This is a genomic window from Oryzomicrobium sp. (assembly GCF_036820405.1).
GTDB lineage: Bacteria > Pseudomonadota > Gammaproteobacteria > Burkholderiales > Rhodocyclaceae > Oryzomicrobium.
Genome location: NZ_DAISLS010000003.1, coordinates 136,512 through 152,455 on the forward strand (window position 1 = coordinate 136,512; position 15,944 = coordinate 152,455).

The 15,944-nt window shown below is 69.8% G+C and carries 17 protein-coding genes; 14 read left to right on the forward strand and 3 right to left on the reverse strand.

The features are described from left to right. Nucleotides 1-4: 4 nt before the first annotated feature. The 9 genes from V7Z98_RS03700 (at nucleotide 5) to V7Z98_RS03740 (ending at nucleotide 8,547) form a co-directional block, all read left to right on the forward strand. Nucleotides 5-982 carry a FecCD family ABC transporter permease gene (locus tag V7Z98_RS03700; protein WP_334157035.1) on the forward strand — a complete coding sequence of 326 codons (978 nt, stop codon included), beginning with the start codon at nucleotides 5-7 and terminating at the stop codon, nucleotides 980-982. Further along, on the forward strand, nucleotides 979-1,764 hold the full coding sequence (locus tag V7Z98_RS03705) for an ABC transporter ATP-binding protein (protein WP_334157036.1): 786 nt from the start codon (nucleotides 979-981) through the stop codon (nucleotides 1,762-1,764). Before V7Z98_RS03700 ends, V7Z98_RS03705 begins: the two co-directional genes overlap by 4 nt. Before the next feature lie 59 nt (nucleotides 1,765-1,823). After that, complete coding sequence (gene cobO / locus V7Z98_RS03710) at nucleotides 1,824-2,465, forward strand: cob(I)yrinic acid a,c-diamide adenosyltransferase (RefSeq protein ID WP_334157037.1); 642 nt, start codon at nucleotides 1,824-1,826, stop codon at nucleotides 2,463-2,465. A 142-nt stretch (nucleotides 2,466-2,607) separates the two neighbouring features. Beyond that, a complete protein-coding gene (locus tag V7Z98_RS03715) occupies nucleotides 2,608-3,912 on the forward strand; it encodes a cobyrinate a,c-diamide synthase (RefSeq protein WP_334157038.1) in 1,305 nt (434 codons plus the stop codon). 157 nt (nucleotides 3,913-4,069) lie between these two features. Further along, nucleotides 4,070-5,224 (forward strand): ABC transporter substrate-binding protein, encoded by a 1,155-nt coding sequence (locus V7Z98_RS03720; protein ID WP_293263240.1) that lies wholly within the window; start codon nucleotides 4,070-4,072, stop codon nucleotides 5,222-5,224. Nucleotides 5,225-5,308: 84 nt separating this feature from the next. Continuing rightward, nucleotides 5,309-6,190 (forward strand): branched-chain amino acid ABC transporter permease, encoded by an 882-nt coding sequence (locus V7Z98_RS03725; RefSeq protein WP_293263242.1) that lies wholly within the window; start codon nucleotides 5,309-5,311, stop codon nucleotides 6,188-6,190. Between the two features lies 1 nt (nucleotide 6,191). Further along, nucleotides 6,192-7,067, forward strand: coding sequence for a branched-chain amino acid ABC transporter permease (locus V7Z98_RS03730; RefSeq protein WP_334157039.1), 876 nt, complete (start codon nucleotides 6,192-6,194; stop codon nucleotides 7,065-7,067). Next, a complete protein-coding gene (locus tag V7Z98_RS03735) occupies nucleotides 7,064-7,834 on the forward strand; it encodes an ABC transporter ATP-binding protein (protein WP_293263246.1) in 771 nt (256 codons plus the stop codon). The genes V7Z98_RS03730 and V7Z98_RS03735 overlap by 4 nt, the downstream gene beginning before the upstream one ends. Then, the gene (locus V7Z98_RS03740) at nucleotides 7,834-8,547 is read left to right on the forward strand and encodes an ABC transporter ATP-binding protein (protein WP_293263248.1); all 714 of its coding nucleotides are present in this window, start codon (nucleotides 7,834-7,836) and stop codon (nucleotides 8,545-8,547) included. Before V7Z98_RS03735 ends, V7Z98_RS03740 begins: the two co-directional genes overlap by 1 nt. A 185-nt stretch (nucleotides 8,548-8,732) precedes the next feature. Here V7Z98_RS03740 and hemL read toward each other — a convergent pair whose 3' ends face one another. Genes hemL through thiD form a run of 3 tightly spaced genes read right to left on the reverse strand, consistent with a single transcriptional unit; the run spans nucleotide 8,733 to nucleotide 11,765 of the window. Continuing rightward, nucleotides 8,733-10,028 carry a glutamate-1-semialdehyde 2,1-aminomutase gene (gene hemL, locus V7Z98_RS03745; RefSeq protein ID WP_293263250.1) on the reverse strand — a complete coding sequence of 432 codons (1,296 nt, stop codon included), beginning with the start codon at nucleotides 10,026-10,028 and terminating at the stop codon, nucleotides 8,733-8,735. Between the two features lie 32 nt (nucleotides 10,029-10,060). Further along, nucleotides 10,061-10,729, reverse strand: a complete 669-nt coding sequence (gene thiE, locus V7Z98_RS03750) for a thiamine phosphate synthase (protein WP_334157040.1) — start codon at nucleotides 10,727-10,729, stop codon at nucleotides 10,061-10,063. A gap of 34 nt (nucleotides 10,730-10,763) precedes the next feature. Continuing rightward, complete coding sequence (gene thiD, locus V7Z98_RS03755; protein WP_334157041.1) at nucleotides 10,764-11,765, reverse strand: bifunctional hydroxymethylpyrimidine kinase/phosphomethylpyrimidine kinase; 1,002 nt, start codon at nucleotides 11,763-11,765, stop codon at nucleotides 10,764-10,766. A 193-nt stretch (nucleotides 11,766-11,958) separates the two neighbouring features. Here thiD and V7Z98_RS03760 point away from each other — a divergent pair, with 193 nt between their 5' ends. The 5 genes from V7Z98_RS03760 (at nucleotide 11,959) to V7Z98_RS03780 (ending at nucleotide 15,932) form a co-directional block, all read left to right on the forward strand. Beyond that, complete coding sequence (locus V7Z98_RS03760; RefSeq protein WP_293263472.1) at nucleotides 11,959-12,111, forward strand: rubredoxin; 153 nt, start codon at nucleotides 11,959-11,961, stop codon at nucleotides 12,109-12,111. A gap of 143 nt (nucleotides 12,112-12,254) precedes the next feature. Then, the gene (locus tag V7Z98_RS03765; protein WP_334157115.1) at nucleotides 12,255-12,617 is read left to right on the forward strand and encodes a response regulator; all 363 of its coding nucleotides are present in this window, start codon (nucleotides 12,255-12,257) and stop codon (nucleotides 12,615-12,617) included. A gap of 52 nt (nucleotides 12,618-12,669) precedes the next feature. Continuing rightward, nucleotides 12,670-13,032 (forward strand): response regulator transcription factor, encoded by a 363-nt coding sequence (locus V7Z98_RS03770; RefSeq protein ID WP_293263256.1) that lies wholly within the window; start codon nucleotides 12,670-12,672, stop codon nucleotides 13,030-13,032. A 51-nt stretch (nucleotides 13,033-13,083) separates the two neighbouring features. After that, complete coding sequence (locus tag V7Z98_RS03775) at nucleotides 13,084-13,596, forward strand: chemotaxis protein CheW (protein ID WP_293263258.1); 513 nt, start codon at nucleotides 13,084-13,086, stop codon at nucleotides 13,594-13,596. A 128-nt stretch (nucleotides 13,597-13,724) separates the two neighbouring features. Next, nucleotides 13,725-15,932: a methyl-accepting chemotaxis protein gene (locus V7Z98_RS03780; protein ID WP_334157043.1), complete on the forward strand. Its 2,208-nt coding sequence runs from the start codon at nucleotides 13,725-13,727 to the stop codon at nucleotides 15,930-15,932. Nucleotides 15,933-15,944 lie beyond the last annotated feature (12 nt).

The window sequence follows — 15,944 nt, forward strand, 5'->3', positions numbered from 1 at the left end:
CCCCATGCCCACCCGCCGTCGCGCCCTGGTCGCCCTCGCCTTTCTGATCCTGCTCGCCCTGGCCAGCTTCGCCGTGGCCCTGGCGGCGGGCAGCATCGCGGTGGACCGGGCCGACGTGCTGGCGGCGCTGACCGGGGGGGATTCGCCGGGGGCGGAGATCGTGCGCGCCCTGCGCCTGCCCAGGGCGGTGGCCGGGTTTGCCTGCGGCGGATTGCTCGCCCTGGCCGGGGCGCTGATGCAGGTGCTGTTGCGCAACCCCCTGGCCGATCCTTACGTGCTGGGCATTTCCGGCGGTGCCGGGGTCGGGGCCTTGCTGGCCATCCTGCTCGGGCTGTCGGTGTTCGGGCTGACCGGCTTCGCCTTCTGCGGTGCCATGGGCGCCATGTTGCTCGTCTTCGGCCTGGCCCGGGGTGACGGCAGCTGGACCCAGACCCGGCTGCTGCTCACCGGGGTGATCGTCGCTGCCGGCTGCGGCGCCCTGGTGGCGCTGATGCTCACCATCGCCCCCGAATCCAAGCTGCGCGGCATGCTCTTCTGGCTGATGGGCGATCTGGCCCAGGCCGCCCACCCCTGGCTGCCAGCAGTGGCCCTGCTGGTCTGCCTGGCCGCCGCCCTGCCCTTCGCCCGGGAACTCAACCTGCTCGCCCGGGGCCTGCTCCAGGCCCAGGCCATGGGCGTGTCGGTGCCCACGGTGCGCCGTCTGATCTACGCCGTGGCCTCCCTGGCCACCGCCGTGGCCGTCACCTCGGCCGGCTCCATCGGCTTCGTCGGACTGGTGGTGCCCCACCTCACCCGGCTGGCCCTGGGCAACGATCAGCGCCTGCTGCTGCCCGCCTCGGCCCTGGCCGGCGGCAGCCTGCTGCTGCTGGCCGACACCGCCGCCCGCACCATGGTAGCGCCGCTGCAACTGCCGGTGGGGGTGCTCACCGCCCTGATCGGCGTGCCGGTGTTCCTCTTCCTTCTGACCAGGCAGCCGAAATGAGTGCCAACGCCTCGGCGCCCCCCCTGCTGGAAACCCGCGGGCTGACCGTGACCGTCGGCGGCCACACCGTCACCGCCGGCCTCGACCTAACCCTTTCGGCTGGCGAACGGCTGGCCATCCTCGGCCGCAACGGCGCCGGCAAATCGACCCTGCTGGCGACCCTGGCCGGGCTGCGCGCGCCGAGCGCCGGCGAGGTGCGCCTGGCCGGTCGTCCTTATCCGGACCTGTCGGCCCGGGACGCGGCCCTGGTCCGCGGCTGGCTGGCCCAGACCGCCCCGGACCCCTTCGCCACCACCGTGCTGGAAACGGCCCTGGCCGGCCGCCACCCCCACCTGGGGCGCTGGGAGTGGGAATCCGCCGAGGACGCCCGGCTGGCCCGGGCTGCCCTGGCCCAGGTCGGCCTGGCCGGTTTCGAGGCGCGCCAGGTGGCCACCCTGTCCGGCGGCGAGCGCCAGCGCCTCGGCCTGGCCACCCTGCTCACCCAGGCCCCGTCCCTGTACCTGCTCGACGAGCCCCTGGCCCACCTGGACCTCAACCATCAGATCGCCAGCCTGGAGCTGCTTGCCCGCCAGGCCGAGGCCGGCGCGGCGACGGTGCTGGTGCTGCACGACCCGGGCCTGGCGGCGCGCTACTGCGACCGGGTGGTGCTGGTGTTCGGCGACGGCACCGTGGCTCAGGGCCCCTGCGACCAGGTTCTGACCGCCCGCACCCTGTCTTGCCTGTACGGCTACCCGCTCAAGGAGCTGGCCGACGGCGGCCGACGCTGGTTCGTGCCGGCCTGACTTTCTTCCCCCAAGACCCAGAGCGGCCCGAGCCGCCGACCCACGCCCCGAGGACCCCCATGAGCGACACCCCCGCCCCCATCGACGATTCCGCCAAGGACGCCCGCCACGTCGCCCGCATGCAGCGCAAGAAGGACGTGGTGGACGCCAAGATCGCCGCCGCCCAGGACGAGCGCGGCGTGCTGGTGGTCAACACCGGTAACGGCAAGGGCAAGTCCTCCGCTGCCTTCGGCGTGGTGGCCCGGGCCCTGGGCCACGATTTCCGCGTGGCGGTGGTGCAGTTCGTCAAGAGCCGCTCCGACACCGGCGAGGAAGGCTTCTACCGCAAGGTGGCCGACCTGTGCCTCGGCCAACTCGCCTGGCACGTGATGGGCGAGGGCTTCACCTGGGAGACCCAGGACCCGGCCCGGGATGCCAAGGCCGCCCAGGCCGCCTGGGAACTGGTCCGGGGCTATCTGGCCGATCCGGCGGTGAACCTGGTGGTGCTCGACGAGCTGACCTATGCCTTCAAGTACGGCTGGCTGGACCTCGCCGACGTGCTCGCCACCCTGGCCGCCCGCCCGGCCATGCAGCATGTGGTGATCACCGGCCGCGCCGCCCCGGAAGGACTGGTGGCCGCCGCCGACACGGTGACCGAGATGAATCTGGTCAAGCACGCCTTCAAGGCCGGAGTGAAGGCCATGCCCGGCGTGGAGTTCTGAGCGCCGCCGCACTGATGCCTAGAAGGGACGGGCATCTTCGCGATGCCTACCCGGAGAGCAAGGCGTGGCGCGCATCTCCAGCCATGCACCTTGTAGAGCCTCTATCCACGCGGGCTTTCAGCCACCCAGTTTCGCTTCCATCATGACCGCTCCCCTGTCCGTCCCCGCCCTGCTGATCGCCGCCCCCGCCTCGGGCCAGGGCAAGACCACCGTCACCGCCGCCCTGGCCCGGCTGCACACCCGCCAGGGCCGCCGGGTACGGGTGTTCAAGTGCGGCCCGGACTTCCTCGACCCCCAGATCCACCAGGTGGCCAGCGGCGCCCCCTGCGAGAACATCGACTTCCGCATGTGCGGCGAGGCTGACGCCCGCTGGCGCCTGGCCCGGGCCGCCCGGGAGGCGGACCTGATCCTGGTGGAGGGCGTGATGGGCCTGCACGACGGCGAGCCTTCCGCCGCCGAACTGGCCAGGCGCCTGGGCCTGCCGGTGCTGCTGGTGCTGGACGCCGCCGCCATGGCCGGGTCCTTCGGCGCCGTGGCCTGGGGGCTCAAGCACTACCGGGCCGACCAGGGCGGCGGCGCGCCCATTTCCGCCGTGCTGGCCAACCGGGTCGGCAGCGCCTACCACGGCGAGCTGTGCCGCAAGACCCTGCCCGAGGACATCGCCTGGGTCGGCGCCCTGCCCCGGGACGCCGAGATGGCCCTGCCCGAGCGCCACCTGGGCCTGCTGCCGGCGGCCGAGATCGCCGGCCTGGACGCTTGCCTCGACCGCCTTGCCGACCTGCTCGCCGACACCCCGGCGGCCGAACTGCCGCCGCCGGTGGCCATCGCCGACGCCGCCCCGCCCGAATTCCCGCCGCTGCTGGCCGGGCGCACCATCGCAGTGGCCTCCGACGCCGCCTTCTGCTTCGCCTACCCGGCCAACCGGGAATGCCTGGCGGCCCTGGGCGCCACCCTGGTGGACTTCTCGCCCCTGCACGACGCCGCCCTGCCCCCCTGCGACGCGGTGTGGCTGCCCGGCGGCTACCCGGAGCTGCACGGCCCGGCTCTGGCCGCCAACCGGGCCATGGCCGCCGCCCTGGCTGCCCACGTCGGCGCCGGCAAGCCGCTCCTGGCCGAGTGCGGCGGGATGATGGCCTGCTTCGAGCACATCGTGACGGTGGACGGGGAGCGCCACGCCGGCTTCGCCCTGCTGCCCGGCGAGAGCGCCATGCAGCGCAAGCTCTCAGCCCTGGGCATGCAGCAGGCCGAGTTGCCTGAAGGCCGGCTCACCGGCCACACTTTCCACTACTCGCGCAGCACCACGCCGCTCCAGCCCACGGCCCAGGCCCAGCGCCCCGACGGTCGCCCCGGCGAGCCGGTGTACCGGGCCGGCAGCCTGACGGCGTCCTACGTGCATTGGTATTTCCCGGCCAACCCGGCGGCGGTGGCCCGGCTGCTCGGCGCCTGACGCGGGCTTGCCGGCATCCCCGCGCCCCGTCCGCGCCCCCGCGCGCCCCGATTCCATCGGCATCCGTGAAAACCGCAGGTTTGCCATTCACGGGTGCGGCAAGTACCCTTTAGGGTTCGCTTGGACTCTTCGCCAACCAGAAAACATTGGAGAACGTATGCGCTTCCTGCCCAAAACCCTAGCCCTCGTGAGCGCCCTGGCCTGTGCCGGGCTGGCCCAGGCGGCCGACATCAAGATCGGCGTGGCCGAAGCCCTGACCGGCGGCGCCGCCCAGTACGGCGTGTCGATCCGCAACGGCTTCCAACTGGCCGCCGAAGAGATCAACGCCAAGGGCGGCATCAACGGCAACAAGATCCAGCTGGTCATCGAAGACGAGCAGGGCAAGAAGGAAGAAGGCATCAACGTCTTCAAGAAGCTGATCTTCCAGGACAAGGTGCTGATGGTCTTCGGCCCGACCCTGTCCAACTCCATGTTCGCCGCCGGCCCGGTGGCCAACGCCGCCAAGACCGTGGTGTTCGGCACCTCCAACACCGCCAACGGCATCACCGACATCGGCCCCTACGTGTTCCGTAACTCGGTGATGGAATCCGACGTGCTGCCGGTGACCGTGGCCACCGCCACCAAGCATTACAAGCTGAAGAAGGTCGCCGTGATCTACGGCAACGACGACGCCTTCACCAAGAGCGGCTACGACGTGTTCAAGAAGGTGCTGGAAGACCAGAAGCTGCCGGTCACCACCACCGAGACCTACGTCAAGGGCGACGTGGACTTCAAGGCCCAGCTGACCAAGATCAAGGCTTCCAACCCGGACGCGGTGGTCTGCTCCTGCCTGGCCGAGGAAGCCGCCAACATCATGCTGCAGGCCCGCGGCCTGGGCCTGAAGGTGCCGTTCATCGGCGGCAACGGCTTCAACTCGCCCAAGCTGTTCGAGATCTCCAAGCTGGCCGGTGAAGGCACCTTCGTCGGCAGCCCCTGGTCCAATACCAACCCGGCCCCGGTGAACAAGGCCTTCGTCGCCGCCTACGAGAAGAAGTTCGGCGGCGAGCCGAACCAGTTCGCGGCCCAGGGTTACGACGCGCTGTACATCGCTGCCGCCGCCCTCAAGGACGTGAAGCTGACCGGCGACATCAACGCCGACCGCGAAGCCCTCAAGAACGCCCTGCCCAAGGCCACCATCAGCGGCGTGACCGGCCCCTTCAAGTTCCGCCCGGCCGTGACCAAGAACGGCAAGCCCGGCGGCTGGGACGCGGACCAGAAGCCCTTCATCTACCTGGTGAAGGGCGGCAAGTTCACGCTCTACGACGCCAAGTAATCCTGCAACACCCTTCGATGCGGGGCGGATGCGAGTCTGCCCCGCATTGTCTTGTACCGGGCACCACGCCTGCGGACTCCTCCGATGCTTGAACAACAACTCCTCAACGCCCTGACGCTCGGTAGCGTCTACGCGCTGTTCGCCCTGGGATTCACCCTGGTGTTCGGCGTGCTGGCGGTCATCAATCTTTCCCACGGCGCCGTCTTCATGGTCGGCAGCTACGTCGCCCTGGCCCTGATCACCCACCTACAGGCCTCCCTGTGGGTCGCCATGCTCGGCGCCATGCTCGCCAGCGGCATCGTCGGCCTGCTGGTGGACATGCTGATCCTCAAGCCCCTGCGCGCCCGCAACGCCCCCCACCTGATCCCGATGATCGCCACCATCGGCGTCGGCATCATGCTCACCAGCGCCGCCCAGGGCCTGTTCGGCGCCGAGGTACTGCGCTTCCCCGAGGAAACCCTGCCCGCCGGCGAGTTCGTCATCGGCGACGTGCATGTGCGTGCCCTGGAAATCGCCATCGTCGCCATCGCCTTCCTGCTCATGGCGGTGCTGTTCGTCGCCCTCAAGCGCACCCAGCTCGGCCGCGCCCTGCGCGCCATCGCCGAATCGCCCAAGGCCGCCTGGCTGCTGGGCATCAACGTCGAGGGCCTGTTCCACATCACCTCCTTCGCCGCTGCCGCCCTGGGCGGCATCGCCGGGGTGCTGATCGGCCTCAACTTCAACGCCATCACCCCCTTCATGGGCCAGCCGATGCTGCACAAGGGCATCGCCGTGATCATCCTCGGCGGCATGGGCGACATCCGCGGCGCCCTGATCGGCGGCCTGTTCCTCGGCTTCGCCGAGGTCATCAGCAAGGCCTACCTGTCGAGCCAGATGGGCGACGCGGTGGCCTTCGGCCTGCTCTTCCTGATCCTGCTGGTGCGGCCTTCCGGGCTGTTCGGGCGCAAGCTGGAAAGGAAGGCCTGACATGGAATGGCTTACCGCCAACTTCGGCGACTTCTGGTCCACCTACAGCACCCTGGTGTTCTCGGTGGGCGTTCACGCCATGCTCGCCCTGTCGATCTGGCTGACCCTGTCCTGCGGCCTCTTGTCCCTGGCCAACGCCGCCTTCATGGGCATCGGCGCCTACGTCTCGGCCCTGCTCACCCTCAACCTGGGCTGGTCCTTCCCGGCGGTGCTGCTGGCCGGCGGCGTGGCCCCGGCGGCGGTGGCTCTGATCATCGGCGCGCCGGTGCTGCGCCTGTCCGGCGTGTACCTGGCCATGGCCACCCTGGCCTTCGGCGAGGTGGTACGCATCACCGTGCTCAACCTGGAGATCACCGGCGGCCCCGAGGGCCTCAACGGCATCCCCCTGTCCACCGAGGGCTGGCACATCGCCCTGCTGCTGGCCCTGACCATCTACGGTCTGGCCCGGCTGCGCCGCTCCAAGGTCGGCCGCGCCTTCGAGGCGATCAAGGAGGACGAGGTGGCGGCGCGCCTGATGGGCATCAACGTGGACCGCTACAAGCTGCTGGCCTTCACCCTGGGCGGTTTCATCGCCGGTGTGGCCGGCGCCCTCAACGCCCACTTCACCTTCTTCATCAGCCCGCGCGAATACGGCTTCGAGAACGCCGTGGACATCCTGACCATGGCGGTGCTGGGCGGGGTTTCCGACCTGATCGGCCCGATGCTCGGGGCGGCCATCCTGACCCTGCTGCCCGAGCTGCTGCGCTCGCTGCACGACTTCCGTTCCCTGGTGAACGGCGCCGTGCTGGTGCTGGTGGTGCTGTTCCTGCCCAAGGGCATCTGGGAACCGCGCCGCATCCGCGCCTGGTTCCAACGCATGATCGGAGGTCGGGCATGAGCGCCAACCTGCTGTCCATCCGCAACGTCGGCAAGCGCTTCGGCGGCCTGCACGTCCTCCAGGACGTCAGCTTCGAAGTGCCCGCCGGCAGCATCTACGGCCTGATCGGCCCCAACGGCGCGGGCAAGACCACGGTGTTCAACCTGATCACCGGCCTGCTCGAACCCACCGCCGGCCACATCGACTTCCAGGGCGACTCCCTGGTGGGGCTGGAACCGCACCGCATCACCCACAAGGGCATCGCCCGGACCTTCCAGAACATCCGCATCTTCAAGGAGATGGACCTGCTGGAAAACGTCATGGTGGGCATGCACGACCACCTGGACTACGGCGGTTTCGGCCTGTTCTTCAACAGCCCGGCCTGCCGCGCCGCCGAAAAGCGCGCCCGGGAACGGGCCCGGGAGCTGCTCTCCTGGGTCGGCCTGGACAAGAAGGCCGACATGCTGGCCGACAACCTGTCCTACGGCGACCAGCGCAAGCTGGAGTTCGCCCGGGCCCTGGCCACCGAGCCCAAGCTGCTGCTGCTCGACGAGCCGGTGGCGGGGATGAACCCCTCGGAAAAGACCATCCTGATGGAAGAGATCAACAACATCCGCAACCGGGGCTACGGCGTGTTCATGATCGAGCACGACATGCGCTTCGTCATGGGCCTGTGCGACCGCATCGCCGTGCTCAACTTCGGCCGCATCATCGCCGAGGGCACGCCCGACGAGGTGCGCACCAACCCGGACGTGATCGAGGCCTACCTGGGCAAGGAGGACGAGTGATGAGCGTCCTCCTGCGCGTGCACGACCTGGCCGTCGCCTATGGCCACATCGAGGCGGTCAAGGGCATCAACTTCCACCTCAACGAAGGCGAAATCACCGCCCTGGTGGGCGCCAACGGCGCCGGCAAGAGCACCAGCCTGCTGGCCCTGTCCGGCCTGCTCAAACCGGCCCGGGGCAAGATCGAGTTCGCCGGCGAGGACATCACCCGCCTGGCGCCGAACAAGATCGTCCAGCGCGGCGTGGTGCAGGTGGCCGAGGGCCGGGCCATCCTGACCACCCTGACGGTGGCCGAGAACCTGATCCTGGGCGCCTACACCCGCAGCGACAAGGCGGGCATCGCCGAATCCCTGGACGAGGTGTACCAGCTCTTCCCGCGCCTCAAGGAACGGGCCGACCAGTTCGCCGGCAACCTCTCCGGCGGCGAACAGCAGATGCTCGCCATCGGCCGGGCGCTGATGGCCAAACCCCGGCTGCTGCTGCTCGACGAGCCCTCCATGGGCCTGGCGCCGATCGTGGTGCAGGAGATCTTCCGCATCCTGGTGGAAATCAACCGGCGCGGCCTGACCATCCTGCTGGTGGAGCAGAACGTGCGCCAGGCGCTCAAGATCGCCGCCCACGGCTACGTCATCGAAACCGGCAAGATCGTCCTGGCCGACTCCGGCGCCAACCTGCTGGCCAACCCCAAGGTGGAAGAAGCCTACCTGGGCGGCTGATCCGGCAGGCAGCGCACCGCGACCGCCGACCGTTTTTCGCGCCGCAAAACGAAACCCCCGCCAAGCCCTAGGCCTGGCGGGGGTTTTCATTTGCCTTGCCGCAAGATCAAGGCAGGGCGCGGTTCTCCGGAGGCCCCGCCCGGAGATCAAGGCGGGGCGCGGAGTTTCAGGCAGGCCCTACTCGATCACTCGGCCAGGGTGGCGAACACCTGGGCGGCGGCGGCCACCGTGGCGGCGATGTCGGCCTCGCCGTGGGCGGCCGAGACGAAGCCGGCCTCGAAGGCCGAGGGGGCGAAGTAGTGGCCTTCCGGCGCCACGTCGAGCATGGCGTGGAAGAAACGGTTGAAGGCCTCCTTGTCGCAGGTCATCACCTCGGCGAAGGAGGTGGGGGGCGCGGCGCGGAAGTACAGGCCGAACATGCCGCCCACGGACTGGGCCGAGAAGGTGACGCCGGCCTTGGCGGCAGCGGCGGACAGGCCGTCCACCAGCTGGCCGGTGCGCGCCGCCAGGGTCTCGTAGAAGCCCGGGGCCCGGGTCAGCTGCAAGGTGGCCATGCCGGCAGCCACCGCCACCGGGTTGCCCGACAGGGTGCCGGCCTGGTAGACCGGGCCCAGGGGGGCGATCTTTTCCATGATCTCGCGCTTGCCGCCGAAGGCCGCCACCGGCAGGCCGCCGCCGATGACCTTGCCCAGGGTGGTCAGGTCCGGGTCGATGCCGTAGAGGCCCTGGGCGCCCTGGGGGCCGACGCGGAAGCCGGTCATCACCTCGTCGGCGATCAGCACCGCGCCGTACTGGCGGGTGAGGTCGCGCATGGCGGTGAGGAACTCGGGGCGGGGCGCCACCAGGTTCATGTTGCCGGCCACCGGCTCGAAGATCACCGCGGCAATCTTGTCGCCGTGGCGGGCGAAGGCGTCGGCCAGTTGCTCCACGTTGTTGTAGTCGAGCACCAGGGTGTGCTGGGCCAGGTCCGCCGGCACGCCGCCGGAGGAGGGGTTACCGAAGGTGAGCAGGCCCGAGCCGGCCTTGACCAGCAGGGAATCGGCGTGGCCGTGGTAACAGCCCTCGAACTTGATGATGGCGTCGCGGCCGGTGTAGCCCCGGGCCAGGCGGATGGCGCTCATGGTGGCCTCGGTGCCGGAGGACACCAGGCGCACCATCTCCAGGGAGGGCAGCAGCTCGCACAGGTAGTCGGCCATGGCCACCTCGGTCTCGGTGGGAGCGCCGAAGGACAGGCCGTTTTCCATGGCCTTGGCCACCGCCTCCAGCACCACCGGGTGGGCATGGCCGGCGATCAGGGGGCCCCAGGAGCCCACGTAGTCCAGGTAGGACTTGCCGTCGGCGTCCACCACCCGGGCGCCCTTGCCGCGCTGGAAGAAGAGGGGCGTGCCGCCCACCGAGCCGAAGGCGCGGACCGGGGAATTCACCCCGCCGGGAATGTGGCGGCGGGCGGCGGCGAACAGGGTGTCGTTGCGGGACGTCATGGTCTGGGTTCTCCCGTGAAGCAGGTCTAGGTCTAGAGCAGGGGTTCGGCGGATGCCCCGGCTTCGGCGAACAGGCGGCCGTAGGCGGCCGCCCGCTCGGCGATGTCGGGGGCGGAAAAGAGGTCGGTGATCACCGCCAGCCAGTCGGCCCCTGCGGCGATCACCCGGGGCGCGTTGGCCAGGGTGATGCCGCCGATGGCGCAGATCGGCAGCCCGTGGGCGGCCTTGGCGGCGCCGAGCAGGGCCAGGGGGGCGGCCACGGCGCCGGGCTTGACCGACGAGGGGAAGACGGCGCCGAAGGCCAGGTAATCGACGTGGGGCGCCGCCGCCGCGGCCCGGGCCGGGTCGGCGTAGCAGGAGGCACCAATCAGCAGGCCGGGGCCGAGGCGGCGCCGGGCGGCGGCCAGGTCGCCGTCGTCCTTGCCCAGGTGCACCCCGGGGGCGCCGACGGCCAGGGCCAGTTCGGTGTCGTCGTTGATGATCAGGGCCGCGCCGTGGCGGGCACAGGCCGCCGCCAGGGCTTCGGCCACCGGCCGACGCTCGGCCGGCTCGGCCAGCTTGTCCCGGTATTGCAGCAGCCGGGTGCCGCCGGCCAGGGCCGCCTCGGCCCGGGCGAACAGCTCGGCGGCGGGCAGGCCGTCCGGGGTGATGGCATAAAGGCCGCGCGGGGCGGGGAAGCGGGAAGCGGACGGCAGGGCCATGGCGGAGGGAACGGACGTGGTAGGCGCTTCGAACTCAGGCGGAGGTGCCGTCGCCGGCCAGGCCCCGGGCCCAGAAGAAGCGGTCGGGCACGCGCCGCCCCATGCCGGCACGGAAACCGGCGGCCAAGGCGTGCCAGCAGTAGTCCTGGGCCTCGCGCACCGCGTCCTCCACCCCCAGGCCGTTGGCCAGGTTGGCGGCGATGGCCGCCGAGAGGGTGGCGCCGGCGCCGTTGAAGGGGCCGGCCAGGCGCTTCCAGCGGTAGGTCTGGACCAGGCCGGACGCATCGTAGAGGTGGTTGATGACGTCGGGCGAGGGGGTATGCACCCCGGTGAACAGCACATGGGAACAGCCCCGCTCGACCAGGGTGCGGGCCAGCTCGGCGGCAGGAACGTCGGCCTCGGCGTCGCCCGGGGCGGCTTCCGCATCGTCCTCTTCCTGGGGCAGGTCGCCGGCGAGCAGGCGGGCTTCGAGCTGATTGGGCGCCACCACGGTGGCCAGGGGCAGGAGCAGTTCGGCCACGGCAGCCACCAGGGCCCGGTCCGACTCCAGCTCGCCGTCCCACTGGGATTCCCAGTCGTCGCCCCAGGCTTCGGAAGTTTCGGCGCCCTCCGCCGGCAGGCGCAGTCCGTCGTCGTTGCCCGGGGGCGCAGCGACCAGGGCCACCGGGTCGAGCACTACCGGGATGTCCGGGTAGTCGGCCAGAATTTCGGCCACCAGGGCGGCGTTCTCGACGCTGCCGACCCGGCCGACCTTGAAGGCGGCCACGCTCATGTCTTCGAGCAGGGTGCGGGCCTGGTCCTCGACCCAGGCCGGCGAGACGGTCTGCAGGGCATCCACGGCGGCGGAATCCTGCACCGTCACGGCGGTGAGCACGGAGAGGGGATGGCAACCCAGGCTGGCCAGGGTAAGCAGGTCGGCCTGAAGCCCGCCGGCGCCAGTGGGATCGGCAGCGGCGAAAGTCAGGACGATGGGGGGCGAAGCATGGCGCGTCGCGCCCCCCCTGGAGTGGGCGGGGGGAGGACTGGACTGGGACATGGAAGTACGGGAATGCCGGCGGGAAAACCCAGCGGGGGCGGAGCGGAGTACCGCCCATCAGGCCTGCTTGGCGGCGCCGGAGGCGATTCGGTAAGATCGATTCATTCTAAACGATTCCAGCGGTGCCGGCCTTGCCGGACCGTCCCCCCGCCCCATGACCGCCAGCGCCGACTCCCGCCCCTACCGCACCTGGATGTGCCTCATCTGCGGCTGGATCTACGACGAAGCCGCCGGCTCGCCGGAAGACGGGCTGCCCCCGGGCACCCGCTGGGAGGACGTGCCGATGAACTGGGTCTGCCCGGAATGCGGCGCGCGCAAGGAAGATTTCGAATTGACGGAAATCTGATCTTGACAGGCCGGCGACCGGCCCGCGGCGCCCTAGGCAGCCATCGCCCCCTGTAATACCATTGGCAATCCATATAAAACATAAGCACAACGGCTCAGGAGAATCACGTGTCGGACCCGCAAGCCCTGCACGGCATCAAGGTGATGGTGATCGACGATTCCAACACCATCCGCCGCAGCGCCGAGATTTTCCTCACCCAGGCAGGCTGTCAGGTTCTGCTCGCGGAAGACGGATTCGACGCCCTGGCCAAGATCGCCGACCACCAGCCGGACCTGATCTTCTGCGACATCATGATGCCGCGCCTGGACGGCTACCAGACCTGCGCCCTGATCAAGAAGAACCCCAAGTTCTCCGCCACCCCGGTGATCATGCTGTCCTCCAAGGACGGCCTGTTCGACCGGGCCCGGGGGCGCATGGTCGGCTCCGACCACTACCTGACCAAGCCCTTCACCAAGGACACCCTGCTCCAGGCGGTCACCGACCACCGAGGCCGGCGCCCGGCCTGACCGCCCCCCGTCCCATCGCTGCAACCCGACTCATTCGCCCAAGGTTTTCGCCATGCCCGTGAAGAAAATTCTCGTCGTCGACGACTCCCCCACCGAACGCGCCTACCTGACCGAAATCCTGTCCAAGGCCGGCTACCAGATCGTCACCGCCGAAAACGGCGAGGACGGCATCGCCAAGGCCAAGAGCGAACACCCGGATCTGGTGCTGATGGACGTGGTGATGCCCGGCCTGAACGGCTACCAGGCCACCCGCACCCTGACCCGGGACGAGGACACCAAGAACATCCCGGTGATCGTGTGCACCTCCAAGGGCCAGGAAACCGACAAGATCTGGGGCCTGCGCCAGGGCGCCCTCGACTACCTGGTCAAGCCGGTCAAGGCCGACGAGCTGCTGGCCAAGATCGCCGCCCTGTAAGCCCGGCCCCGCCGCTCCCGCTCACTCCACCGGCTCCCAGGGACACGCTCCATGGCCAAGAAAATCAGCCTGCGCGAATTCCAGGAACACCTGGCCACCCGCCTTGCCGGCGCCGCCCGAGGCGAAGCCGAGCCCGCCCTGCTGGGCGTCCTGGCCGGTGGCGAGAACTGGCTGCTGGAGTTGTTCGATTCCGGCGAGATCGTGCCCCTGCCGCCGATCACCGGCGTGCCCCTGACCCAGCCCTGGTACGCCGGGCTGGCCAACATCCGCGGCACCCTGTTCTCGGTAAGCGACTTCTCCGCCTTTCTCGGCCACGAGCCCACGCCGCACAACGCCAACGCCCGGCTGGTGCTGGTGGGGGCTCGCCACGGCAGCAACGCCGCCCTGCTCGCCGCCCGCCTGCTCGGCCTCAAGCGGCGCGAGGGGCTGACCCCGCTGCCGCCCCTGGAAAGCGGCCCGGAATGGGCCCGGGAACGGGTCGAGGACAGCGAGGGGCGCTGCTGGCGCAAGCTGTCGGTGAAGGGCCTGCTGGCCGATCCGGAGTTCATGCACATCGGCCTCTAGGCACACCAGGCGACACCATGACACCACGCTGATTCCATACTGCCGCTCCGCGGCAACGCATCGCGGAACGCATTCATCGCCGGACGGCCGACGCCGTCCGTGGGGAAACACTCAGGGAGTCCTCCTCCATGGCTTTCAACTTCAAGCTGCCGCAGTTCAGTCTGTCCCGCACGAAACGCCCCGATCCGGCCTCGGACCCCACCGTCTCCGCCCCGGCCCGCCCCCTGCGCGACCCCGTCGCCCCCCGTCCTGCCGGTACCGCCGCCTTCTCCGCAGGCAAGTCCGCCCCCAAGCTGGCCATGCCCGGCTTCCTGGCCGGCTACCCGGTGGCCAAACAGTTGCAAATCCTGGGCGGCGCCCTGGTGGTGCTGCTGCTCGTCGACGGCCTGCTGGTCTGGCGCGACAACCGGGAAGCGGCCAACGGCACCACCTACGTGTCCGCCGCCGGCGAGATGCGCATGCTCTCGCAGCGCATCTCCAAGGCCGCCTCCCTGGCCATCCAGGGCAACCAGACCGCCTTCGGCCAGCTCAAGGACTCCCGCGCCAAGTTCGCCGACCTGCTCGGCAAACTGGCCCAGGGCGGCGAGATCAACGGGGTCAGCGTGCCCGCCTCGCCGGACAGCGTGACCACCGAACTGGGCACCCTGGAAGGCGAGTGGGGCAAGACCGAGAAAAACGCCGACAAACTGCTGGAGATGGAGAAGAACCTGGTCTCCCTGGGCAAGGACGTGGCCACCATCAACAACAAGAACCCGCAGTTGCTGGAGCTGGCCGAGCAGACCGCCTCGCTCAAGCTGCAAGGCGGCGGCGGCGCCCGGGAGATCGTGGCCGCCAACCAGCTGGTGATGCTCACCCAGCGGATCGCCAAGAACGCCTCGGCCCTGCTGGTGGGCGACGCCATCGACCCCGAGGTGGCCTTCCTGCTGGGCAAGGACACCAACAACTTCCGCGACATCCTGAACGGTCTGCTGCGCGGCAGCGAGACCCTCAAGGCGGTCACCGAGGGCGACACCCGGGCCAAGCTGACCGAGCTCGAAGCCGCCTTCAAGGAATACCAGGCCGCGGTGGGTGGCATCCTGGGCAGCATGCAGCGCCTGGTGGTGGCCAAGCAGTCCGGCGCCGCCATCTTCCGCGATTCGGAAAAGCTGCTGGAGCAGACCTCCAAGCTGCAGGACGCCTACCAGGCTGCCTTCGTCACCCGGGCCACCAACACGGTGCTGATGACCGCCCTGTCCCTGGCCGCCCTGGCCCTGCTGGCCCTGATGGGCAAGTTGTACCTGGACGATTCGCGCCGCCGCGCCGAGGAGGCCGAGCGCCAGCGCCAGGAATCGGAACTGTCCAACCGTGCCAACCAGGACGCCATCCTGCGCCTGATGAACGAACTGGGCGATCTGGCCGACGGCGACCTGACCGTGACCGCCACCGTGACCGAGGACATCACCGGCGCCATCGCCGACTCGATCAACTACACCATCGAAGAACTGCGCGTGCTGGTCGGCCGCATCAACGACGCCGCCAACCGGGTGACCGCCGCCACCGAGATGGCCAAGCAGAACTCCTCCGAGCTGCTCGCCGCCGCCGAGAAGCAGGCCGACGAGATTCAGGCCGCCGGCCGCTCGGTGCTCGACATGGCCCGCTCGATGAACCAGGTGTCGGGCAACGCCAACCGCTCCGCCGAGGTGGCCCAGCAGTCCCTGTCCGCCGCCGAGAAGGGCACCCAGGCGGTGCAGGATTCGATCCGCGGCATGAACGAGATCCGCGAGCAGATCCAGGAAACCGCCAAGCGCATCAAGCGCCTGGGCGAATCGTCCCAGGAGATCGGCGAAATCGTGGAACTGATCTCGGACATTACCGAGCAGACCAACGTGCTGGCCCTCAACGCCGCCATTCAGGCCGCCTCCGCCGGCGAGGCCGGCCGCGGCTTCACCGTGGTGGCCGAGGAAGTGCAGCGCCTGGCCGAACGCTCCGCCGAGGCGACCAAACAGATCGCCGCCATCGTCAAGACCATTCAGACCGACACCCAGGACGCGGTGGCGGCCATGGAAGAGTCCACCCAGGGCGTGGTCGAGGGGGCGCGCAAGTCGGACGCCGCCGGCCAGGCCCTGGCCGAGATCGGCGACGTGTCGCGTCAGCTCGCCAGTCTGATCGAAAACATCTCCACCGCCACCCAGGGCCAGGCCCAGTCGGCCACCCAGGTGGCCAACACCATGTCCGGCATCCTGCGCATCACCGAGCAGACCACCGCCGGCACCCAGCGCACCGCCGAGGCGGTGGGCGAACTGGCCGGCCTCGCCTCCGAACTGAAGGGCTCGGTGGCCGGCTTCAAGGTGAACTGAACGCTCCCGCCC

What these genes read in the sequence shown, in the direction of transcription:
- V7Z98_RS03735 (WP_293263246.1), top strand. Translation starts at nt 7,064, where the DNA reads ATGAGCGCCAACCTGCTGTCCATCCGCAACGTCGGCAAGCGCTTCGGC.
- V7Z98_RS03705 (WP_334157036.1), top strand. Translation starts at nt 979, where the DNA reads ATGAGTGCCAACGCCTCGGCGCCCCCCCTGCTGGAAACCCGCGGGCTG.
- V7Z98_RS03780 (WP_334157043.1), top strand. Translation starts at nt 13,725, where the DNA reads ATGGCTTTCAACTTCAAGCTGCCGCAGTTCAGTCTGTCCCGCACGAAA.
- V7Z98_RS03700 (WP_334157035.1), top strand. Translation starts at nt 5, where the DNA reads ATGCCCACCCGCCGTCGCGCCCTGGTCGCCCTCGCCTTTCTGATCCTG.
- cobO (WP_334157037.1), top strand. Translation starts at nt 1,824, where the DNA reads ATGAGCGACACCCCCGCCCCCATCGACGATTCCGCCAAGGACGCCCGC.
- V7Z98_RS03740 (WP_293263248.1), top strand. Translation starts at nt 7,834, where the DNA reads ATGAGCGTCCTCCTGCGCGTGCACGACCTGGCCGTCGCCTATGGCCAC.
- hemL (WP_293263250.1), bottom strand. Translation starts at nt 10,028, where the DNA reads ATGACGTCCCGCAACGACACCCTGTTCGCCGCCGCCCGCCGCCACATT.
- V7Z98_RS03770 (WP_293263256.1), top strand. Translation starts at nt 12,670, where the DNA reads ATGCCCGTGAAGAAAATTCTCGTCGTCGACGACTCCCCCACCGAACGC.
- V7Z98_RS03725 (WP_293263242.1), top strand. Translation starts at nt 5,309, where the DNA reads ATGCTTGAACAACAACTCCTCAACGCCCTGACGCTCGGTAGCGTCTAC.
- V7Z98_RS03765 (WP_334157115.1), top strand. Translation starts at nt 12,255, where the DNA reads ATGGTGATCGACGATTCCAACACCATCCGCCGCAGCGCCGAGATTTTC.
- V7Z98_RS03775 (WP_293263258.1), top strand. Translation starts at nt 13,084, where the DNA reads ATGGCCAAGAAAATCAGCCTGCGCGAATTCCAGGAACACCTGGCCACC.
- thiD (WP_334157041.1), bottom strand. Translation starts at nt 11,765, where the DNA reads ATGTCCCAGTCCAGTCCTCCCCCCGCCCACTCCAGGGGGGGCGCGACG.
- V7Z98_RS03760 (WP_293263472.1), top strand. Translation starts at nt 11,959, where the DNA reads ATGTGCCTCATCTGCGGCTGGATCTACGACGAAGCCGCCGGCTCGCCG.
- V7Z98_RS03730 (WP_334157039.1), top strand. Translation starts at nt 6,192, where the DNA reads ATGGAATGGCTTACCGCCAACTTCGGCGACTTCTGGTCCACCTACAGC.
- V7Z98_RS03720 (WP_293263240.1), top strand. Translation starts at nt 4,070, where the DNA reads ATGCGCTTCCTGCCCAAAACCCTAGCCCTCGTGAGCGCCCTGGCCTGT.
- V7Z98_RS03715 (WP_334157038.1), top strand. Translation starts at nt 2,608, where the DNA reads ATGACCGCTCCCCTGTCCGTCCCCGCCCTGCTGATCGCCGCCCCCGCC.
- thiE (WP_334157040.1), bottom strand. Translation starts at nt 10,729, where the DNA reads ATGGCCCTGCCGTCCGCTTCCCGCTTCCCCGCCCCGCGCGGCCTTTAT.